At 69.0% G+C, this 16,383-nt stretch carries 12 protein-coding genes; 6 read left to right on the forward strand and 6 right to left on the reverse strand.

Features of this window, described 5'->3' with window-relative positions:
- Positions 1 to 8: 8 nt before the first annotated feature.
- The 3 genes from VMT40_RS02845 to VMT40_RS02855 all read right to left on the reverse strand — a co-directional run bounded on the left by VMT40_RS02845 (position 9) and on the right by VMT40_RS02855 (position 2,635).
- Positions 9 to 1,100: a 3-deoxy-7-phosphoheptulonate synthase gene (locus tag VMT40_RS02845; protein WP_326309763.1), complete on the reverse strand. Its 1,092-nt coding sequence runs from the start codon at positions 1,098 to 1,100 to the stop codon at positions 9 to 11.
- A gap of 274 nt (positions 1,101 to 1,374) precedes the next feature.
- Entirely contained in the window at positions 1,375 to 1,737 is a 363-nt protein-coding gene (locus VMT40_RS02850; RefSeq protein WP_326309764.1) for a PH domain-containing protein, read from the reverse strand.
- Positions 1,738 to 1,753: 16 nt separating this feature from the next.
- Complete coding sequence (locus VMT40_RS02855) at positions 1,754 to 2,635, reverse strand: oxidoreductase (protein ID WP_326356405.1); 882 nt, start codon at positions 2,633 to 2,635, stop codon at positions 1,754 to 1,756.
- Between the two features lie 158 nt (positions 2,636 to 2,793).
- Here VMT40_RS02855 and VMT40_RS02860 point away from each other — a divergent pair, with 158 nt between their 5' ends.
- Positions 2,794 to 2,958, forward strand: a complete 165-nt coding sequence (locus VMT40_RS02860; RefSeq protein WP_326356406.1) for a DUF5993 family protein — start codon at positions 2,794 to 2,796, stop codon at positions 2,956 to 2,958.
- On the forward strand, positions 2,952 to 3,614 hold the full coding sequence (locus VMT40_RS02865) for a disulfide bond formation protein B (RefSeq protein WP_326356407.1): 663 nt from the start codon (positions 2,952 to 2,954) through the stop codon (positions 3,612 to 3,614). Before VMT40_RS02860 ends, VMT40_RS02865 begins: the two co-directional genes overlap by 7 nt.
- Positions 3,615 to 3,667: 53 nt before the next feature.
- Here VMT40_RS02865 and VMT40_RS02870 read toward each other — a convergent pair whose 3' ends face one another.
- Entirely contained in the window at positions 3,668 to 7,507 is a 3,840-nt protein-coding gene (locus tag VMT40_RS02870) for a non-ribosomal peptide synthetase (RefSeq protein ID WP_326356408.1), read from the reverse strand.
- Positions 7,508 to 7,650: 143 nt separating this feature from the next.
- Between VMT40_RS02870 and VMT40_RS02875 the strand changes: the two genes are divergently transcribed.
- Positions 7,651 to 9,288, forward strand: coding sequence for a (2,3-dihydroxybenzoyl)adenylate synthase (locus tag VMT40_RS02875; RefSeq protein ID WP_326356409.1), 1,638 nt, complete (start codon positions 7,651 to 7,653; stop codon positions 9,286 to 9,288).
- 23 nt (positions 9,289 to 9,311) lie between these two features.
- Entirely contained in the window at positions 9,312 to 10,184 is an 873-nt protein-coding gene (locus tag VMT40_RS02880) for an oxidoreductase (protein ID WP_326356410.1), read from the forward strand.
- A 36-nt stretch (positions 10,185 to 10,220) separates the two neighbouring features.
- On the opposite strand, the gene VMT40_RS02885 is transcribed toward VMT40_RS02880, so the two are convergent.
- Positions 10,221 to 11,603: a salicylate synthase gene (locus VMT40_RS02885; protein WP_442789890.1), complete on the reverse strand. Its 1,383-nt coding sequence runs from the start codon at positions 11,601 to 11,603 to the stop codon at positions 10,221 to 10,223.
- Positions 11,604 to 11,764: 161 nt separating this feature from the next.
- Here VMT40_RS02885 and VMT40_RS02890 point away from each other — a divergent pair, with 161 nt between their 5' ends.
- Both VMT40_RS02890 and VMT40_RS02895 read left to right on the forward strand, forming a co-directional pair.
- On the forward strand, positions 11,765 to 14,134 hold the full coding sequence (locus tag VMT40_RS02890; protein WP_326356412.1) for a glycerol-3-phosphate 1-O-acyltransferase: 2,370 nt from the start codon (positions 11,765 to 11,767) through the stop codon (positions 14,132 to 14,134).
- Complete coding sequence (locus VMT40_RS02895; RefSeq protein ID WP_326356413.1) at positions 14,131 to 15,645, forward strand: HAD-IB family hydrolase; 1,515 nt, start codon at positions 14,131 to 14,133, stop codon at positions 15,643 to 15,645. The genes VMT40_RS02890 and VMT40_RS02895 overlap by 4 nt, the downstream gene beginning before the upstream one ends.
- On the opposite strand, the gene VMT40_RS02900 is transcribed toward VMT40_RS02895, so the two are convergent.
- Positions 15,642 to 16,343 (reverse strand): polyprenol monophosphomannose synthase, encoded by a 702-nt coding sequence (locus VMT40_RS02900; protein ID WP_326357170.1) that lies wholly within the window; start codon positions 16,341 to 16,343, stop codon positions 15,642 to 15,644. The genes VMT40_RS02895 and VMT40_RS02900 overlap by 4 nt on opposite strands.
- Positions 16,344 to 16,383 lie beyond the last annotated feature (40 nt).

The raw sequence follows: 16,383 nt of genomic DNA on the forward strand, positions 1-16,383 counted from the left end.
GGCGCGGGTCAGGCGCGGGCCGCGCGACGACGGGTGACGGCGTCGGCGAGCCGGTCGAGCTGGGCGGCGGTGGTGTCCCAGTCGATGCACGCGTCGGTGATGGACTGCCCGTAGGTGAGGTCCTCCGGGTGGCCCAGGGTGAGGTCCTGGCGGCCCGCCACGATGAACGATTCCATCATGAGCCCGACCACGGTGTCCTCGCCGCCCGCGATGCGCTCGGCGATATCGGTCACGACATCGACCTGGCGGTTGTGATCCTTGTTGGAGTTGCCGTGCGAGGCGTCCACCACCAGCCGCTGCGCCAGCGACGACTTCTCCAGGCGCAGCAGGGCTTCCGCGCAGGAGGCGGCGTCGTAGTTGGTGCCATTGCTGCCGCCGCGCAGGATGACGTGGCAGTCCGGGTTGCCCGCGGTGCGGATGAGCGCGGAGCGCCCGTCCAGATCGGTGCCGGGGAACACGTGCGAGGCGGCCGCGGCGCGCACGCCGTCGACCGCGACCTGCACGTCGCCGTCGGTGCCGTTCTTGATGCCGACCGGCATGGACAGCGCCGAGGACAGCTGCCGGTGCACCTGGCTGGCCGCGGTGCGCGCGCCGATCGCGCCGTAGGCGACCAGGTCCGCGATGTACTGCGGGGTGATCGGGTCGAGGAACTCGCACGCCACCGGCAGCCCGAGCGCGGTGATGTCGACCAGCAGGCGGCGACCCAGGTCCAGTCCGGTATTGATGTCGAAGGTGCCGTCCAGGTGCGGGTCGTTGATCAGACCCTTCCAGCCCAGCGTGGTGCGCGGCTTCTCGAAGTACACGCGCATCACCACGTGCAGCCGGTCGGAGACCTCGGCGGCCTTGGCGGCCAGGCGGCGCGCGTAATCCATCGCGGCCTCGGGATCGTGCACCGAACACGGGCCGACGATCACCATGAGGCGGTCGTCGTCGCCGTTGAGCACATCGACGGTGGCCTTGCGGCCCGCGCGCACGGTGTCGGCGAGGGTGTCGTCGATCGGGTGGGCGGCACGGACCTCGCGCGGGGAGCTCAGCGGGCTCACGCTGAGCGTGCGCTGGTCGTCGAGATCGGCGTGCCGGTCGAGATCGGCGGTAGTCATTGCGGGTTTCCTTGTCCCAGGCCGACCCGCGGAGAGTTGTGCGAAACCCCTTGGAGCCGGTCTGATTTCGTCCGGCTCGGGGGTGGAGGATGTCAGCGCAGGTTCACGCCGCTCGACCCACCCGGGCCGGGCTGGCTAAACCAGAAATACACGCGCTGCATGCCCGGCACTGTACCAGAGATCGCGAATCGTGCGTGTGGCGTAGGACACCATCGGTGGGATACGCGTCCCAATATCTGGGAGAGCCCCGGTCAGCCCGCAGGATTCCGGGTGATCAGCGCAGGATGTAATGCAGAATCACGTCGTGCACGTGGCGCGTCTTCTCGTCGCCGCGGAACTCCACCTCGTAGGTGTGGTGCCCGGTGCTGATGGCGATGTGCCCGGAGGAGAAGAACTGTCCGGCGAACGACTTGTTGGTCAGGATGCTGACGCTCGAGATCCGCGAGTACGGGATGCTCGTGATCGCGATCTTCTTCCCGACGAACGAGTTGTCCTGGATGACGACCCGCCGATCGGTGAGCCCGAGGAATCCGGTGCCCACCCCGATGGCGTCGTAGACGGCCAGGATCTGTTCCCCGGGGAGCAGCCCCTGCTGGATCTTGTCGAACTGATCGCGCCGGTCGAATGGAATGCTCACGTCTCCCGGCCCCCGGCTACTTGCGAACGAACGGATAGTTGATCTTGGTGAGCTGTTCGGACAGCTCCCACAGCCGTCGCGCCGTGACCTCGTCCTTGGAGGCGGCGGTCGAGGTGCTCGGTCCGGGATAGCCGCGCATACCGCGCAGCCCGGTCGGCCCGTAGAAGCCACCCGGCTCCACCTCCGCGGTCGCCGCGAAAAGGGTTGGCAGCGCGCCCATTTCGGCACTCTGCGCGAAGATCTTGTTGCCGATCGACATGAGCGTGTCGTAGAGGGACTCGGTATGCCCCTGCAGCCCGGTCGCGGCATAGCCGGGATGGGCCGCCACCGACACCTTGGCCGATCCGGCGGCGCTCAAGCGGCGCTGCAGCTCTCGCGCGAACATGAGATTGGCCAGCTTGGACTGCCCGTAGGCGGCCCAGCGCTGATACGAGCGCCGCTCCCAGTTCAAGTCCTCGAGATCGATGCGGCCGATGGCGTGCATGCCGCTCGACAGCGTGACCACCCGATCGCGAATCTTGTCCAGCAGCAGGCCGGTCAGCGCGAAGTGGCCGAGATGGTTTGTGCCGATCTGCATTTCGAAGCCGTCGGCGGTGCGGGCGAGCGGCACCGCCATCACGCCCGCATTGTTGATCAGCACGTCGACGCCGTCGATGGAGTCGGCGAATTCGCGAATCGAGGCCAGGTCGGCCAGGTCCAGCCGCCGCACCACGGCATTGGGACCGATCTCGTCGGCCACCGACCGCGCCTTGAGTTCATTGCGGCACGCCATGATCACGCGTGCCCCGGCGCCCGCGAGCGCCCGGGCGGTGACCGCCCCCAGCCCGCTATTGGCTCCGGTCACGATGACGGTACGACCCGCTTGATCGGGGATGTCGGAGATGTCCCAACCGCTCACGGGGTCGAGTCTAGGGGCGCGGAGCCGCGCCCGTCTGGTCTCGGCCGGAACCGGTTCCGATCCCGACGTTTGCCGGTCACGGGTCGGAGTGACCGCGCGCGGCGTGTCCGACTCGCCTTCAACGCCTTTGACCTGCGCAGCAGGTAGCGTCCGCGACTATGGACACGCTGATACTCGCGGGTTTGCTGGGCATTGTGTTCCTGATCTGGAAACAGAGTCCCCGCACGCGCATCCTGGCGGCCTGGTGGGTCGTCGCCCTGGTGTGCGCCGGGCTGCTGAAGTACCACATCACCAGCAGCCTCGGATTGGGGCTGACATGGTGACGGCGACCGATGCCGAGACCACCGGAACCGGCGGCGGGTTCGCCGGGCAGATCCAATACTGGCTGGCGGTCATCTTCATCGTCGGCTGGACCGGCGTGGTGTGCGGCGGCCTCGGCGTCCAGTTCGGGACCTGGGACTACCCGTGCCCGCTGTGCATGCTGCAGCGTTATTTCATGATGCTGGCCGCGCTGGGCGCCGCCTACATCGTGCGAAAGGGCATGACCGGCAGCCTGGTTCGGCGCGACTACATGGTCGGCTGGGGCCTGGCCATTGTGGCCTGCTTCGGCGGCGGCTTCACCGGGTGGCGGCAGACGATGCTGCACATCCTGCCCGGCGATCCGGGGTACGGCGGGGCGGTGCTGGGGCTGCATCTGTATGTGTGGGCGTTCGTGCTGTTCATCGCCGCCATCACGACAATCGGTGTGGTGCTGTCGTTCTCGTACGCGACGGCCGCCGAGACGATTCCGGCGACACCGCATCGGATGGTCGGCACGCTGGCAATCGGGTTCCTGGCGCTGATCATCGTCATCAACCTGGTGGCGACGTTCTTCCTGGAAGGCTTCCACTGGGTGCTTCCGGACGACCCGTCGTGCTATAAGCTGCTGCACGATCTGGGCATCCTGCACGACGGCTGCGTGCTCCCGGCCTCGCACTGAGAAGTGTTCGCCGATCCCCGCGCCCTGCGAAAAGGGCGCGGGGATCGCGCTTTTCAGGACAGGGCGAGGATCTCCTCGTCGGTCATTGCGGTGACCTCCAGGTAGAGCCGCGCCACCTCGTCGAGACGGCCCGTGGCTCCGGCTTGCCGCTCCCGTTCGAGCAATCGACGGCTCAGACCCTCGACGGTACGGGCGGCGAAAAAGTCGGCCACCACGGTGTCCGGGGAGTCCAGCCACTCCCGCACGCGCGCGACCACGGCGGTGGCGAGCACGGAATCGCCGCCGAGAGCGAAGAAGTCGTCCGTCACGCTGATCGACTCCCGGCCCAGCACCGTGGCCACGATGTCGGCCACCGCGCGCTCGACATCGGTTCGGGGAGCGATGGTTTCGCCCTCCGACTCGCCCTCGGCCAGCAGCGCGAGGATGGCCTTGCGATCGGGTTTGCCGTTCGAGGTGAAGGGCAGTTCGGCGAGTAGTTCGACGCGGCTCGGAATCATGTAGGCGGGCAGCAGCTCCGCGGCGGCCGCGAGCAGATCCGGAACCTCGAGCACGACGCCTTCCTCGCCGACCACGACGGCCGCGAGTTTCGGTGCGGCCGAACCGATCACGGCGGCGATGGCGTGGCGGACCCCCGGCAGGGCCCGCAGCGCGCTCTCGACCTCGCCGAGCTCCACGCGGTAGCCGCGGATCTTGACCTGGTGGTCGGCGCGTCCCAGGAACTCCAGGTAGCCGTCGGGCAGGTACCGCGCCAGATCCCCGGTGCGATACCAGCGCAGGCCCTCGTGGGTGACGAACCGGTCCGCGGTGCGCTCGGGGTCGCCACGATATCCGGCGGCCACGCCCGCACCGCCGATCCACAGCTCGCCGCTCACCCAGTCCGGGCAGTCCTGCCCCGACGGGCCGACCACCCGGCAGCGCACATTGCGCAGCGGCGTCCCGTACGGAACCGCCGACCAGGCTTGCGGCACTTCGGCATTCACGACCTCGCAGATGGTGGAGTGGATGGCCGTCTCGGTCGCACCGCCCAGCCCCGCGAACCGGCACTTCGGGGCCACCGCCGCGAGCCGACCCGGCAGCGCCACATCGACCCAGTCACCGCCCAGAATCACCATCCGCAAGCTGTCCACAGGGCTCCCGGCGGCGGCTTCCAGCAGCATGTCCAGCAGACTCGGCACACAATTCAGCACCGAAATCCCGTGTCGCCGAATCAATTCGACCCACCGCCGCGGCTCGCCGCGCTGTCCCTCATCCAGCGCGACCACCGCACCCCCGGCGCTCAACAGCCCGAAGATGTCGTACACGGACAGGTCGAATTCCAACGCCGACAGGGCAAGTACCCGATCCCCGGCCCCGACCCCGAACCGCTCATTGAGATCGTCGATGGTGTTCATCGCCGCCCGATGCGGCACCTCCACACCCTTCGGCTTTCCGGTCGACCCGGAGGTGAACAGTACATAGGCGATGTCCGCCGGATCCGGAATCACGGCCTCCGCCAACGGTTCCGGATACACCCGAGCCGCACTCAACGCGAGGGTCCGCACCTCCGGCACCTCGGCCCCGGCCGTCACCGCGGCGACGACCTCCCCGGTCCGCAGAATCTCGGCGCGCCGCGCCGCGGGCTGATCGAACCCGATCGGCACGTACACTCCGCCCGCCGCCAGCACGCCCGCGGTAGCCACGATCTGATCCGGCCCCTTCGGCAATTGCACGGCGACCGCATCACCGGGCCGCACGCCCGCCGCCCGCAACGCACCCGCCACGGCGAGCGCCTCGGCCGCCAACTCGCCATAGCTCAGCACCCGTGTCCCGACCGGTTCGGATTCCCAGATCACCGCGGGTGCATCGGGATTCGTGGCGGCGAACTCGAACAGCCCGCTGTGCAGCACACGCCCACTCACCGGCCCGTCGGTGGCATTCACGCGAGCGCGAACCACCGCCTGCTCAATGGGAATTCGCACGGCGGCCTCGGCGTCCCACCCCGCACTACCGCGAGGCGGCTCACCGGCCGCGCCTTTGGAGAACGGCTCGACCGCGGGTGCGGCAGTGCCGTCCGAGGCCGCGTCATCGCTGCCCGCGAGGCGTAGGACGGCGTCGATGTAGCGGGTGAACATGGTTTCGACCAGGTCGGCGGGGAAGGCGTCGGCGCGGACGTCCCAGTTCAGGAGGAGGCCGCCGCGGACCTCGGTGACCTGGGCGTCCAGCAGCACCTGGGGGCCCTGGGAGATGATCCAGACCGGGTCGCCGAAGGTCGCGGTGACCTGGTCGGCGAAGAGTTCGCCGAGGTTGATGGCGCTGGTGTAGACGATCGGGGCCAGCACCGGCTCACCGCGCAGGCGGCCCAGATCGCGCAGCACCTCGAGTCCGGTGTACGCGGAATGCGCTCCGGCAGCATGCAATTCACGCTGCAGGGTGCGGGCACGCTCGGTGACGGTAGCGGGCTCGGTGACATCGACCTCCAGCAACACCGAGGAGGTGAAGTCCCCGACCACCCCGTCGACCTGCGGGTGCACCGGTTCCCGATGGAACAGCGGCAAATTCAACAGAAACCGCCGCTGCGCCGACCACCCACCAATGGTCTCGGCAAACACCGAGGCCAGCGCCATGGCCGGGGTGATCCCCCGCGCATGCGCCGCCGCGAACATGCGCCCCTTGGCCTCCGGCGACAGCCACCGATGCAACCGCACGGTCCGCGCCCGCCGCGCTCCCCCGGCAGCCTCGGACGCGGGTTCCGACACCGCCGTTGCGGTCGCGGCACGCGGTAGCTCCGGGGCTCCCGGGAGATCCGCGAGGCGGTGCTGCCACCAGTCCCGGTGCACATCGTGTTCCGGTGCGGGACCGCCGTGTTCGGCGAGATACTGCCGGAAGGTGTAGGTCTGCGGCGGCAACTCTTCACCGTGGTAGAGCCGCGCCAGATCGGCGACCAGAACCCGGTAGCTCATGGCATCGGCCGCGAGCATGTCCACATCCAAGTGCAGACGCGTCCGGCCCTCCGGCAACAGGGTGAGCGAGACATCGATGACCTGCCCGTCCTCGACAGCCATCAACTGATGAGTTCGGCTGTCCCGCAACTCCTCCAGCGCCCGCTCCACCGATTCCGCATCCACATCCCGCAGATCGGTAACGCTCCACACCTCACGCCCCGGCCGTTCCAGCGTCTGCTGCGTCCCATCCGCCAGAAACCGAGTCCGCAGCATCGGATGCCGCCGCACCAACCCCTCGACCGCCACCCCCAACCGCTCGGAATCGACTCCGCCCCCATCGAATTCGACATACAGATGCGCCGCAACCGCCCCCAATTCCTGCCCCTCGGACCGCCCAACCCAGTACGCGTGCTGCATAGGCGCGAGCCCGAACGGACTCCCGTCGTCGGCCATACCGGCGCTGGGCACGTCTGCCGCCGGTGCGACAGCGGCAGCGAATCCGCTCGGATCACCAAGAGCAGCGCCATGATTCACCTCGACGGCGGTCCCATTCCGCGCCAGGTCAGCACCACCACCATGGGGAGCACCGTCCGCCGGATCGACCGCCGAGTCCGCCGACGCGGCGACGTCGGCCACCGTGGGCTCGCGGTCAGCCGCCGTTCCGCCCGAATTGGGCTGGTCAGCAGGTCGTTCCCCGGCAGCGTCGGATTCGGCTGCGTGGCCGGGTGCCGACCCGCCGAGGAGGGCGTGCCAGGCCGCGAGGGTGGGTTCGGCGGCGAGTTGGGCGAAGTTCACGGGGAGGCCGCGTTTGCGCCAGGAGCCCGCGAGTTTCATGGTGCGGATGGAGTCGAGGCCGAGCTGGATGAGGTCGTCGTGGTCGCCGATGGCGGACGGGTCGAGGCCGAGGTGGGCGGCGAGGGCGGTGCGGATCTCGTCCCGGGCGATGCTCGCCGACCCCTGTGGTGACTCCATTTCCGCTGGTACTCCTTGCTCGAGGGGAGGTGGTGGCCGCTATCGATCCGGCGATTCGGATGTGGTTCGACAGCAGCGTAACTCATTGAGATAGGGTTGCCTAACTTATGCAAGGCCACCCTAACTAGCCAGAGGTCAGAGCTGTGACATCGCCCGCATCCGCCGAGACATCGACCGCATCCGCCACCACGGACCATCGCGACGGCTTCGTTCCCTTCCCCGCCGAGTTGGCCGAGCGGTACCGGCGGGCCGGTTACTGGGCGGGCAAACCGCTGGGCGAGCTACTGCGCGACGCGGCCCGGCAATGGCCCGAACGGCCCGCGATCCTGGACGAGCACACCACCACCTACGCGGACCTCGACCACGCGGCGGATCGGATGGCACACGGCTTCCTGGCATTGGGCATCCGACCGGGCGATCGGGTGGTGGTGCAGTTGCCGAATGTTCCGGAGTTCATCCCGGTCCTGTTCGGGTTGCTGCGCGCCGGAATCATTCCCGTCCTCACTCTCCCCGCGCACCGCCGCGCCGAAATCGAGCATCTGACAAGACTTTCCGGAGCGGTCGCGTACATCGCTGCCGACCGTCTCGGCGACTTCGACTGCCGCACCCTCGCCGCCGAGGTGAGCGCGACCGTGCCGACCCTGCGCCACGTTCTGGTGCTCGGCGACCCCGGCCCCTTCACTGCCCTGAATTCGGTTCCCGCCGAGGGCGATTCCCTCCCCGATGTCGATGCCTCCGACATCGCCCTCATGCTGGTCTCGGGCGGCACCACCGGCCTACCCAAGCTCATTGCCCGCACCCACGACGACTACGCCTACAACGCACGCGCCAGCGCCGAGGTCTGCGAGCTCGGCCCGGACGACGTCTACCTCGCGACACTCCCTGTCGCCCACAACTTCCCGCTGGCCTGCCCGGGCGTGCTGGGCACGGTCGCCACCGGCGGGGCCATGGCCTTCGTGACCGACCCCAGCCCGGAGAGCGCCTTCGCCACCATCGAACGTCACCGCGTCACCGTCACCGCGGTGGTGCCGCCGCTGGCCCAACTGTGGTGCGCGGCAGTGGAATGGGAGGACGCTGACCTCTCCTCGCTGCGCCTGCTCCAGGTCGGTGGCGCGCGACTGGCCGAGGTGAATGCCCGCGATGTCGCGCCCGCCCTGAACGTGCGGCTCCAGCAGGTGTTCGGCATGGCCGAGGGCCTGCTCAACTACACCCGCGCCGAGGACTCCGACGATCTGGTCTGCACGACCCAGGGCCGCCCCCTCTCCCCTGCCGACGAGGTGCGCGTGGTGGACGAGCGGGGCCGCGACGTCCCCGACGGCGAGGAGGGCGAACTCCTCACCCGCGGCCCCTACACCCTGCGCGGCTACTACCGTGCCCCCGAACACAATTCGCGCGCCTTCACCCCCGACGGCTTCTATCGCAGCGGCGACCTGGTCCGGCGTCTCCCCTCCGGCCACCTCATCGTCTCCGGCCGCATCAAGGACGTCATCAACCGCGGCGGCGAGAACATCTCCTGCGACGAACTCGAGGAGCACCTGCTCGCCTACCCGGGCGTCCGCCACGCCGCCGCCGTCGGCCTGCCCGATCCGGCCCTGGGCGAGAAGGTCTGCGTCGTGCTCGTCACCGCAGGCGATCCGCCCACCCTCGGCGAGGTCAAGACCTTCCTCACCGCCCGCGGCCTGGCCACCTACAAGCTCCCGGATGTGTTGCGACAGGCCGATTTCCTGCCGGTCACCGCCGTCGGCAAGATCGACAAGAAGGCCCTCGCCGCGCACATTTGACCCACCCGCCATAGAGTTCATCTATGGGCGGCGCGTGGAACACCTCGAATATTCCTGATCAGACCGGTCGAATCATCATCGTCTCCGGCGCCACCAGCGGCCTGGGCGAGGCCACCGCGCGCGCCCTGGCCGCCGCTGGCGCGCGGGTGATCCTGGCGGTACGCAATGAGATCAAGGCCCAGGCGGTGGCCCGCACCATGCCCGGCGACGTACAGATCCGCCCGCTGGATCTGGCCGATCTGGCCTCGGTGCGCGCCTTCGCCGATACGGTCGAGCGGGCCGATGTGCTCATCAACAACGCGGGCGTGATGGCGGTGCCCAAGCGCCGGACCGCCGACGGCTTCGAATTGCAGATCGGCACCAACTATCTCGGCCACTTCGCCCTGACCGGCCTACTGCTGGACCGGATTTCGGAGCGGGTGGTGAACACCTCCAGCATCACCCACTTCATCGGCCGCATCGATCTGGAGGACCTGAACTGGGAGCGGCGCGCCTACTCCCGCTTCGGCGCGTACGCGCAATCCAAGCTGGCGCTGCTGCTGTTCACCTACGAACTCCAGCGGCGGCTCACGCTCACCGGCTCCGCCAAGCTGTCGGTGGCCGCGCACCCCGGCTACGCGGCCACCGAGATCAGCTCCGAGACCCAGAACCTCCTCGAGCAGATCGTCGGCCTCGGCAACCGTCTGGTGGCGCAGAGCGCCGAAATGGGCGCGCTGCCAACCCTGTACGCCGCCACCGCCGAGGTCGAACCCGGCGGCTACTACGGCCCCGACTGGTTCAACTGGCGCGGCCACCCGACCAAGGTGAGCTCCAACGCGGCCTCCCACGACGAGAAAACCGCCCGGCAGCTCTGGGAGCTGTCCGAGCGGTTGACCGGCGTCGAGTTCCGCGTCTGACCCCACGCCGGGGCTCTCACGCCCGCACGGTGTCCCTCACGCCCGCACGATGTAGGGCGCGACGCTGCCCAATTTCTCGCAGGTCTCCTCGAACTCGCGCTCCGGCCGGGACTGGCCGACCACGCCCGCGCCCGCGCGCAGCCACGCGCCCGCGCCGGTCTGGTAGACCGCGCGCAGCACCAGGGTGGCCTCCAACTCCCCGTCGGGCGAAACCGTCACCACGGCACCGGAATACAGCCCGCGCGGGTCGTGGTCGAGACGGAAGACGGCGTCCACGCCCTCGGCCTTGGGTATGCCCGAGGCGGTGACGGACGGGAACAACATCTCCAGCGCATCCCACGGGCTGCGGTCGGCGGCCAGCCGTCCGCGCACGGTGGAGGCCAGATGCTGCACGCTGCCGCGCTCGCGCACGGCCATGAAGTCACTGACCGCGGTGCTGTCGGGCTCGGCCACGGCGGCGATCTCGGCGAACGAGGTCTGCACCGAGATGGCGTGCTCCACAATCTCTTTGGGGTCGCGCACCAGTTCGGCGCGGGCCGCGAGATCGATATCGTCGCCGCGCCCGAAGGCACGGGTTCCGGCCAGTGGCTCGGTGGTGACCACGCGGTCGCGGTCCACCGACGCCACCAGTTCGGGGCTGAAGCCCGCCGCCTCGAGCCCGCCCAGCCGCAGCAGGAACGAGCGCGCGGGCGTGTTGTGCAGGCGGCCCAGGCGATAGGTGGCCGGAATGTTCACCGCGAAGGGCAGTTCCACCTTCCGCGACAGAATCACCTTCTGATACTTGCCCGCCCCGATCTCGGCGACACCGGTCGCCACCCGATCCCGGTAGCCCGTCGGATCCACGGTGACGTCGACCGGATGCGCCCGCGGCGGGGCGGACCGCTGGGCGTCGGCGATCAGTGCGTGAATGTCGCCGGTCTCGGCGGGCGTCGCGCCGGACACCCGCACCCCGCCCGCGTCGATGCGCACCTCGATGCGCGGAATCATCAAGTGCGCCAGCGTCGCCCGCGGATGCACGTGCTCGGTGGCACCGAGCGACCAGGCGCAGAACTCGAATCCGATCCAGCCGTAGGCATTGCGACCCTCCAGCGGCAGCCCGGCCAGGGCGCGATCCACGGTCTGCGCCGGACTGCCCGTCCACGGGCCCGCGGTGGTGTGCCCGGCCCAGCTCACCCGGAGTTCGTTCGCGTCCAACTCGACCCCGCCGAGCGGGTCGGCGGCGAACACCCATTCGCCGGGTCGTTCGTAGACCACGTACTCACCGAAGCGATCCGCCGCCGCGAGCGCGGAGACCGCCGCGACCGGATCGGTGACGTGTTCGCCCCACCGCTGCTCCCCCGCGACCCGCACCCGTTCGTCAGCGACCGACACCAGACCTCCAAGGTTATGCTTACCTAACTTTGCGAGTGAGGTTAGCATTACCTTTCCCAGAGCGGGGAGGGCTCGATCGCGACCTCGGTCACGGTGGCCGCACTCCACGGCGAAACCCCGGAACCGACCGGCTAATTGCGCGACCTGCCAACCCGCCGCGTCCGTTTGGGCTTCAATGGATCGCAGCGGCTCATGCGGAGGGAACAACGATGCTCGATCATGACAGTCGGCTCCCCGAAGCCGCGCTCACCGCTCCGCAGTCCGTGGTCGCCCTGGTCGACGCCGCCTCCCCGGTGGAACGCGAACTCGTCGGGCACTGGCTCGCCGAGGGCGGCATCACCCAGGAGTTCGGCACCGCCGCACCCGTCACCCAATTGGACCTCGATCCCGCCGCCGTCACCGATCGACTGGTCGGGCGCAGCGACGATCCGCTGGTGGTGCCGGTGCGCGTGCTGTGGCTGCCGCCGGAGCGAGACGGCGTGCGGCGCACCACCTTCAGCGATCTGCTCACGCTGTCGAATCCGCGCAAACCGCACCGGCTCATGCAGCGGCGGCTGCTGAGCAAGGCCCCCGACCGGCATCTGGTGCTGACCGGAGCGCCCGCCCGGCTCAGCGAGCTGCGCGCCAACAATCCCGGAACCGCCGGTGTGCCCGACGCTTTCGGGCGCGCCATCGTGCGCGCGGGCATTGTCGCACTGGAACGCGCGGAACGTGCCGTTATCGGCGACCGGTACAAGGTGCCGCGGCTGGTGGTGGAGGAGATTCTCGATTCGCCGGAATTCCTGCGGCGGCTCGACGCCATCGCCGACGAGTCCGGCGCGCCCGCGCGCGAGGTGTACCGCCGCGCCGAGAAGGGGCTGCGCGAGCTCGTGGCCGCGCAATCGCGACTGGTGTCGGACCTGTTCACCCAGGCCATGCGGCCCGTGCACGCCTCCACCTGGAAGGTCGATTCCGACGAGTCCGGGCTGGACCGACTGCGCACCCTGAACCGCCGCTACCCGCTGGTCTTCCTGCCCTCGCACCGCTCCTACGTGGACGCCTTCGTGCTCGGAGACATCCTGGCGCGCAACGACTTTCCGCCCAATCACGTGGTCGGCGGGGCCAATCTCAAGTTCTGGCCGATCGGGCCGATCGCGCGGCGCACCGGAACCGTGTTCATCCGCCGCAGTTTCGGCGACGACGAGGTGTACAAGGCGGTCGTCGAGGAGTACTTCGCCTACCTGCTGGCCAAGCGCTTCAATCTGGAGTGGTACTTCGAGGGCGGGCGCACCCGCACCGGCAAGCTGCGCCCACCGCGCTACGGGCTGCTGAATTACCTTGCGGCGGCGCTGCGTTCGAAGCGCATCGACGACGTCATGCTGGTGCCGGTCTCCATCACCTACGAGCGGCTCAACGAGATCGGGGCCATCGCCGACGAACAGACCGGCGGCCGCAAGCAGGCCGAGGGCCTGGCCTGGCTGGCCCGCTACGTCCGCAATCAGCAGCACTCCGCGGGGCACGTGTACGTCCGCTTCGGGACCCCGCTCTCGGCGCGCGACCGGTTGGCCGTGCACGGCGATCCGCTGACGGCACACCCGAATCCGGCACCCGACCAGGTCCTCGAACTCGAGCACCGGGCGGTGCAGCGGCTGGCCTTCGAGGTCGCGGTCGGCATCAACGACGTCACGCCCGTCACCGTCAACGCGCTCACCACGCTGGTGCTGCTGGGCGTCCACGAGCGCGCCCTCACCCGGCACGAACTGCGCGCCGCCATCGCGCCCGTGCTCGGCTATGTCGAGAAGCGGGGACTGCCGGGCGGCGAACTCGCCACGCTCCGAGACGATCACGGGCTCGCCGTGGTGCTCGAGCAGTTGGCCGTCGCCAAGGTGGTGACGGTGTATCGCGGCGGGCTGGAACCGGTGTACGCCATCCAGGCCGGTGCGCATCTGGAGGCGGCGTTCTATCGCAACAGCGCGGTGCACTGGTTCGTCAATCGCGCGATTCTCGAGCTGGCCATCCTCACCGCCGTGGAAGCGCCCGAGGGGGATCAGCTGCGGGTCGGCTGGGAGGCCGCCTACCGCCTGCGGGATCTGCTCAAGTTCGAGTTCTTCTTCCCCGAGCGCGCCGAATTCACCAGCCAGCTCACCGCGGAGATGCTGCTGGTGGATCCGGAATGGCATCGCCGCACCGCCGCGGGCACCGTCGGCTCCGAAATCCTCGCGCGGCTGGCCGAATCCGGGTTCATGATGGCGCACCGCGTGCTGCGCTCCTTCTTCGACGCCCAACTCGTGGTGGCCGAACGGCTCGCCGCCCGCGACCCGCTGCTGCCGGTCGACCGGAAGACCTTCATCGACGAATGCCTGCACGTCGGCAAGCAGATGCTGCTGCAACAGCGTCTGCACAGCCCCGAATCGGTGTCGTCCGAATTGTTCGGCAGCGCACTCAAACTCGCCGACAACCACGGCCTGCTCACGGTGTCCGAGGATCCGGCCGACCTGGCCGCCCGCCGCGTGCGCTTCGCCGGGGAACTGCGCGCCATCGGCGGCCGCATCTCCCGCGCCGCCACCCTCGACCCGTCCAATCGGGCGGAGACACTATGACGCATCGGGTCCGGGGGATAGCGGGACGGTCCGCCCTGCCGCTCCGGCCCGGCGTCGGCGTCACCCAACGGCCCATCGGCGCAATGGAACTCGAAGAAGCGCTCGAAGCCGTACGCACCGGACCGCAGGGCCCCGGCGTCGCCGCCATCTTCGATTTCGGCGGCACCGTGGTGGGCGGCTTCGATCCACCGCCGCTGACCCGACGACTGTTCCGGCGCAGCAGCACCCAGGCCGCGCTCAGCGCCGACCTGCTCGGCAATATTCGCGGTGCGCGCAGCGAAGGCGAATACGAGCGATTCCTGCAGTCGGCCATGTACGGCTGGTCCGGTGTCCCCGAATCGGAGCTGGAGGCGGTGGGCCGACAGCTCTTCGCGCGCAGCGTGTACGGGCACATCTACCCCGAGGCGTGGCGGCTGGTGCGCGAACACGAAGCGGCCGGGCACACCCTGGTCCTGGTCAGCTCGGTGACCCGCTACCAGGTCGAACCGGTTGCCGAGGAGCTCGGCATTCCGAACGTGCTGTGCACCACCATGGCCGTGCAGGACGGCGTGCTCACCGGACACGTGGCGGGAAAACCGCTGTGGCGCAGTGGCAAAGCCGACGCCGTCCGGCGCTTCGCCATCGCCCATGACATCGACCTGACCCGCAGTTACGTCTACGCCGACAGCGCGGCCGACCTGCCGCTGCTGCAGACCGCGGGCCATCCTGTGGCCGTCAACCCGGATCCGCGGGTGGTGCTGGAGGCGGCCGAAAGGGATTGGCCGGTACTGCATTTCCGGCCCCGGCTCTCACCCAAGGCCACCGACTACCTCCGCACCCTCGCCGGATTCACCGGGCTGCTGGGCGGCGCGCTGTTCGGCATCGCCGCCAAGGCGCACACCAAACAGCGCCGCCAGATGGCGGATTCGATGATGACCCACGCCGCGGACTCGACACTGCGCGGCACCGGCGTGCAGGTCCGCGTGGTCGGCGCGGAGTACACGCGGGCCCCGCGCCCGGCGGTGTTCATCTTCAATCACCAGAGCCAGTTCGACATCGTGGTGCTCGCCGAGGTGCTCGGCACCGGATTCACCGGCATCGCCAAGAAGGAGATCACCAAGAACCCGGTCTTCGGTCCCCTCATGCGATTCGTGGAGGTGACCTTCATCGACCGCGCGAATACGGTGGCCGCCAAGGCCGCCCTGGAGCCCGTCGTCGAAACCCTGCGCGGCGGACTGTCGGTGGTGATCGCGCCCGAGGGCACCCGCTCGCTCACCCCGCGCGTCGGCCCGTTCAAGAAGGGCGCGTTCCACATCGCCAGGCAGGCGGGCGTCCCGATCATTCCGGTGGTGATCCGCAATGCCGGTGAAATCGCCTGGCGCAATTCGGCCGTCGTGCGCAAAGGCGTCGTGGACGTGGCCGTCCTACCGCCGATAGATGTCGGCGGCTGGGATCCGGCCGAGATGGATGCCGAGGTGGAGCAGGTGCGTCAGCTGTTCGTGGACACCCTGCTCCACTGGCCCAAAACTTAGACCGCGCGACCGAACAGCAGCTTCCACGGCATGGCCGCGGACTCCAGCTGCACCTTCAGGCTCATCTTGGACGCGCCCTTGGTGCGCTCCTCGAAGCGGATCGGCACCTCGGCGATCGTGATGCCCTGCTTGACCGTCCGGTAGTTCATCTCCACCTGGAACGAGTAGCCGTTGGACTTGATCGAGGCCACGTCGATGGCGCGCAGGGTGCTCGCCTTCCAGGCCTTGAAACCGGCGGTGGCGTCCTTGACGCCCAGGCGCAGAATCGTGTTCACGTAGAAGTTGGCCCAGGCCGAGAGCGCCTTGCGGTACCACTTCCACTCCGCGGCGGTGGAACCGCCGGGGACATAACGGGACCCGAGCACCACGCCCGCGTCGGTGGACTCCAGCTTGTCCAGCATGGCCGGGATGACCTCGGCCGGATGCGACAGGTCGGCGTCCATCTGAATGACCACGTCCGCGCCTTCGTCCAGCGCCTTGGTGATACCGGCGATGTACGCGCGGCCCAGTCCGTCCTTCTCGGTGCGGTGCAGCACGGACACCACGTTCGGCAGGTCGGCGGCGAGCTTGTCGGCCACCTCACCCGTGCCGTCCGGGGAGTTGTCGTCCACCACCAGCACATGCAGGTCGGCCACCGGTAGCGCGGTCAGCCGCTCCACCGCCACCGGCAGGTTCTCCCGCTCGTTGTAGGTCGGCACCACCACGGTGACCTTCAAGGTATGCCCCTCCGCTTGGTCG

It is taken from the genome of Nocardia sp. CDC160, from assembly GCF_035818795.1.
In the GTDB taxonomy this organism is placed as follows: Bacteria; Actinomycetota; Actinomycetes; order Mycobacteriales; family Mycobacteriaceae; genus Nocardia.

What these genes read in the sequence shown, in the direction of transcription:
- VMT40_RS02885 (WP_442789890.1), bottom strand. Translation starts at nt 11,603, where the DNA reads ATGCTAACCTCACTCGCAAAGTTAGGTAAGCATAACCTTGGAGGTCTG.
- VMT40_RS02890 (WP_326356412.1), top strand. Translation starts at nt 11,765, where the DNA reads ATGCTCGATCATGACAGTCGGCTCCCCGAAGCCGCGCTCACCGCTCCG.
- VMT40_RS02860 (WP_326356406.1), top strand. Translation starts at nt 2,794, where the DNA reads ATGGACACGCTGATACTCGCGGGTTTGCTGGGCATTGTGTTCCTGATC.
- VMT40_RS02870 (WP_326356408.1), bottom strand. Translation starts at nt 7,507, where the DNA reads ATGGAGTCACCACAGGGGTCGGCGAGCATCGCCCGGGACGAGATCCGC.
- VMT40_RS02880 (WP_326356410.1), top strand. Translation starts at nt 9,312, where the DNA reads ATGGGCGGCGCGTGGAACACCTCGAATATTCCTGATCAGACCGGTCGA.
- VMT40_RS02845 (WP_326309763.1), bottom strand. Translation starts at nt 1,100, where the DNA reads ATGACTACCGCCGATCTCGACCGGCACGCCGATCTCGACGACCAGCGC.
- VMT40_RS02895 (WP_326356413.1), top strand. Translation starts at nt 14,131, where the DNA reads ATGACGCATCGGGTCCGGGGGATAGCGGGACGGTCCGCCCTGCCGCTC.
- VMT40_RS02865 (WP_326356407.1), top strand. Translation starts at nt 2,952, where the DNA reads ATGGTGACGGCGACCGATGCCGAGACCACCGGAACCGGCGGCGGGTTC.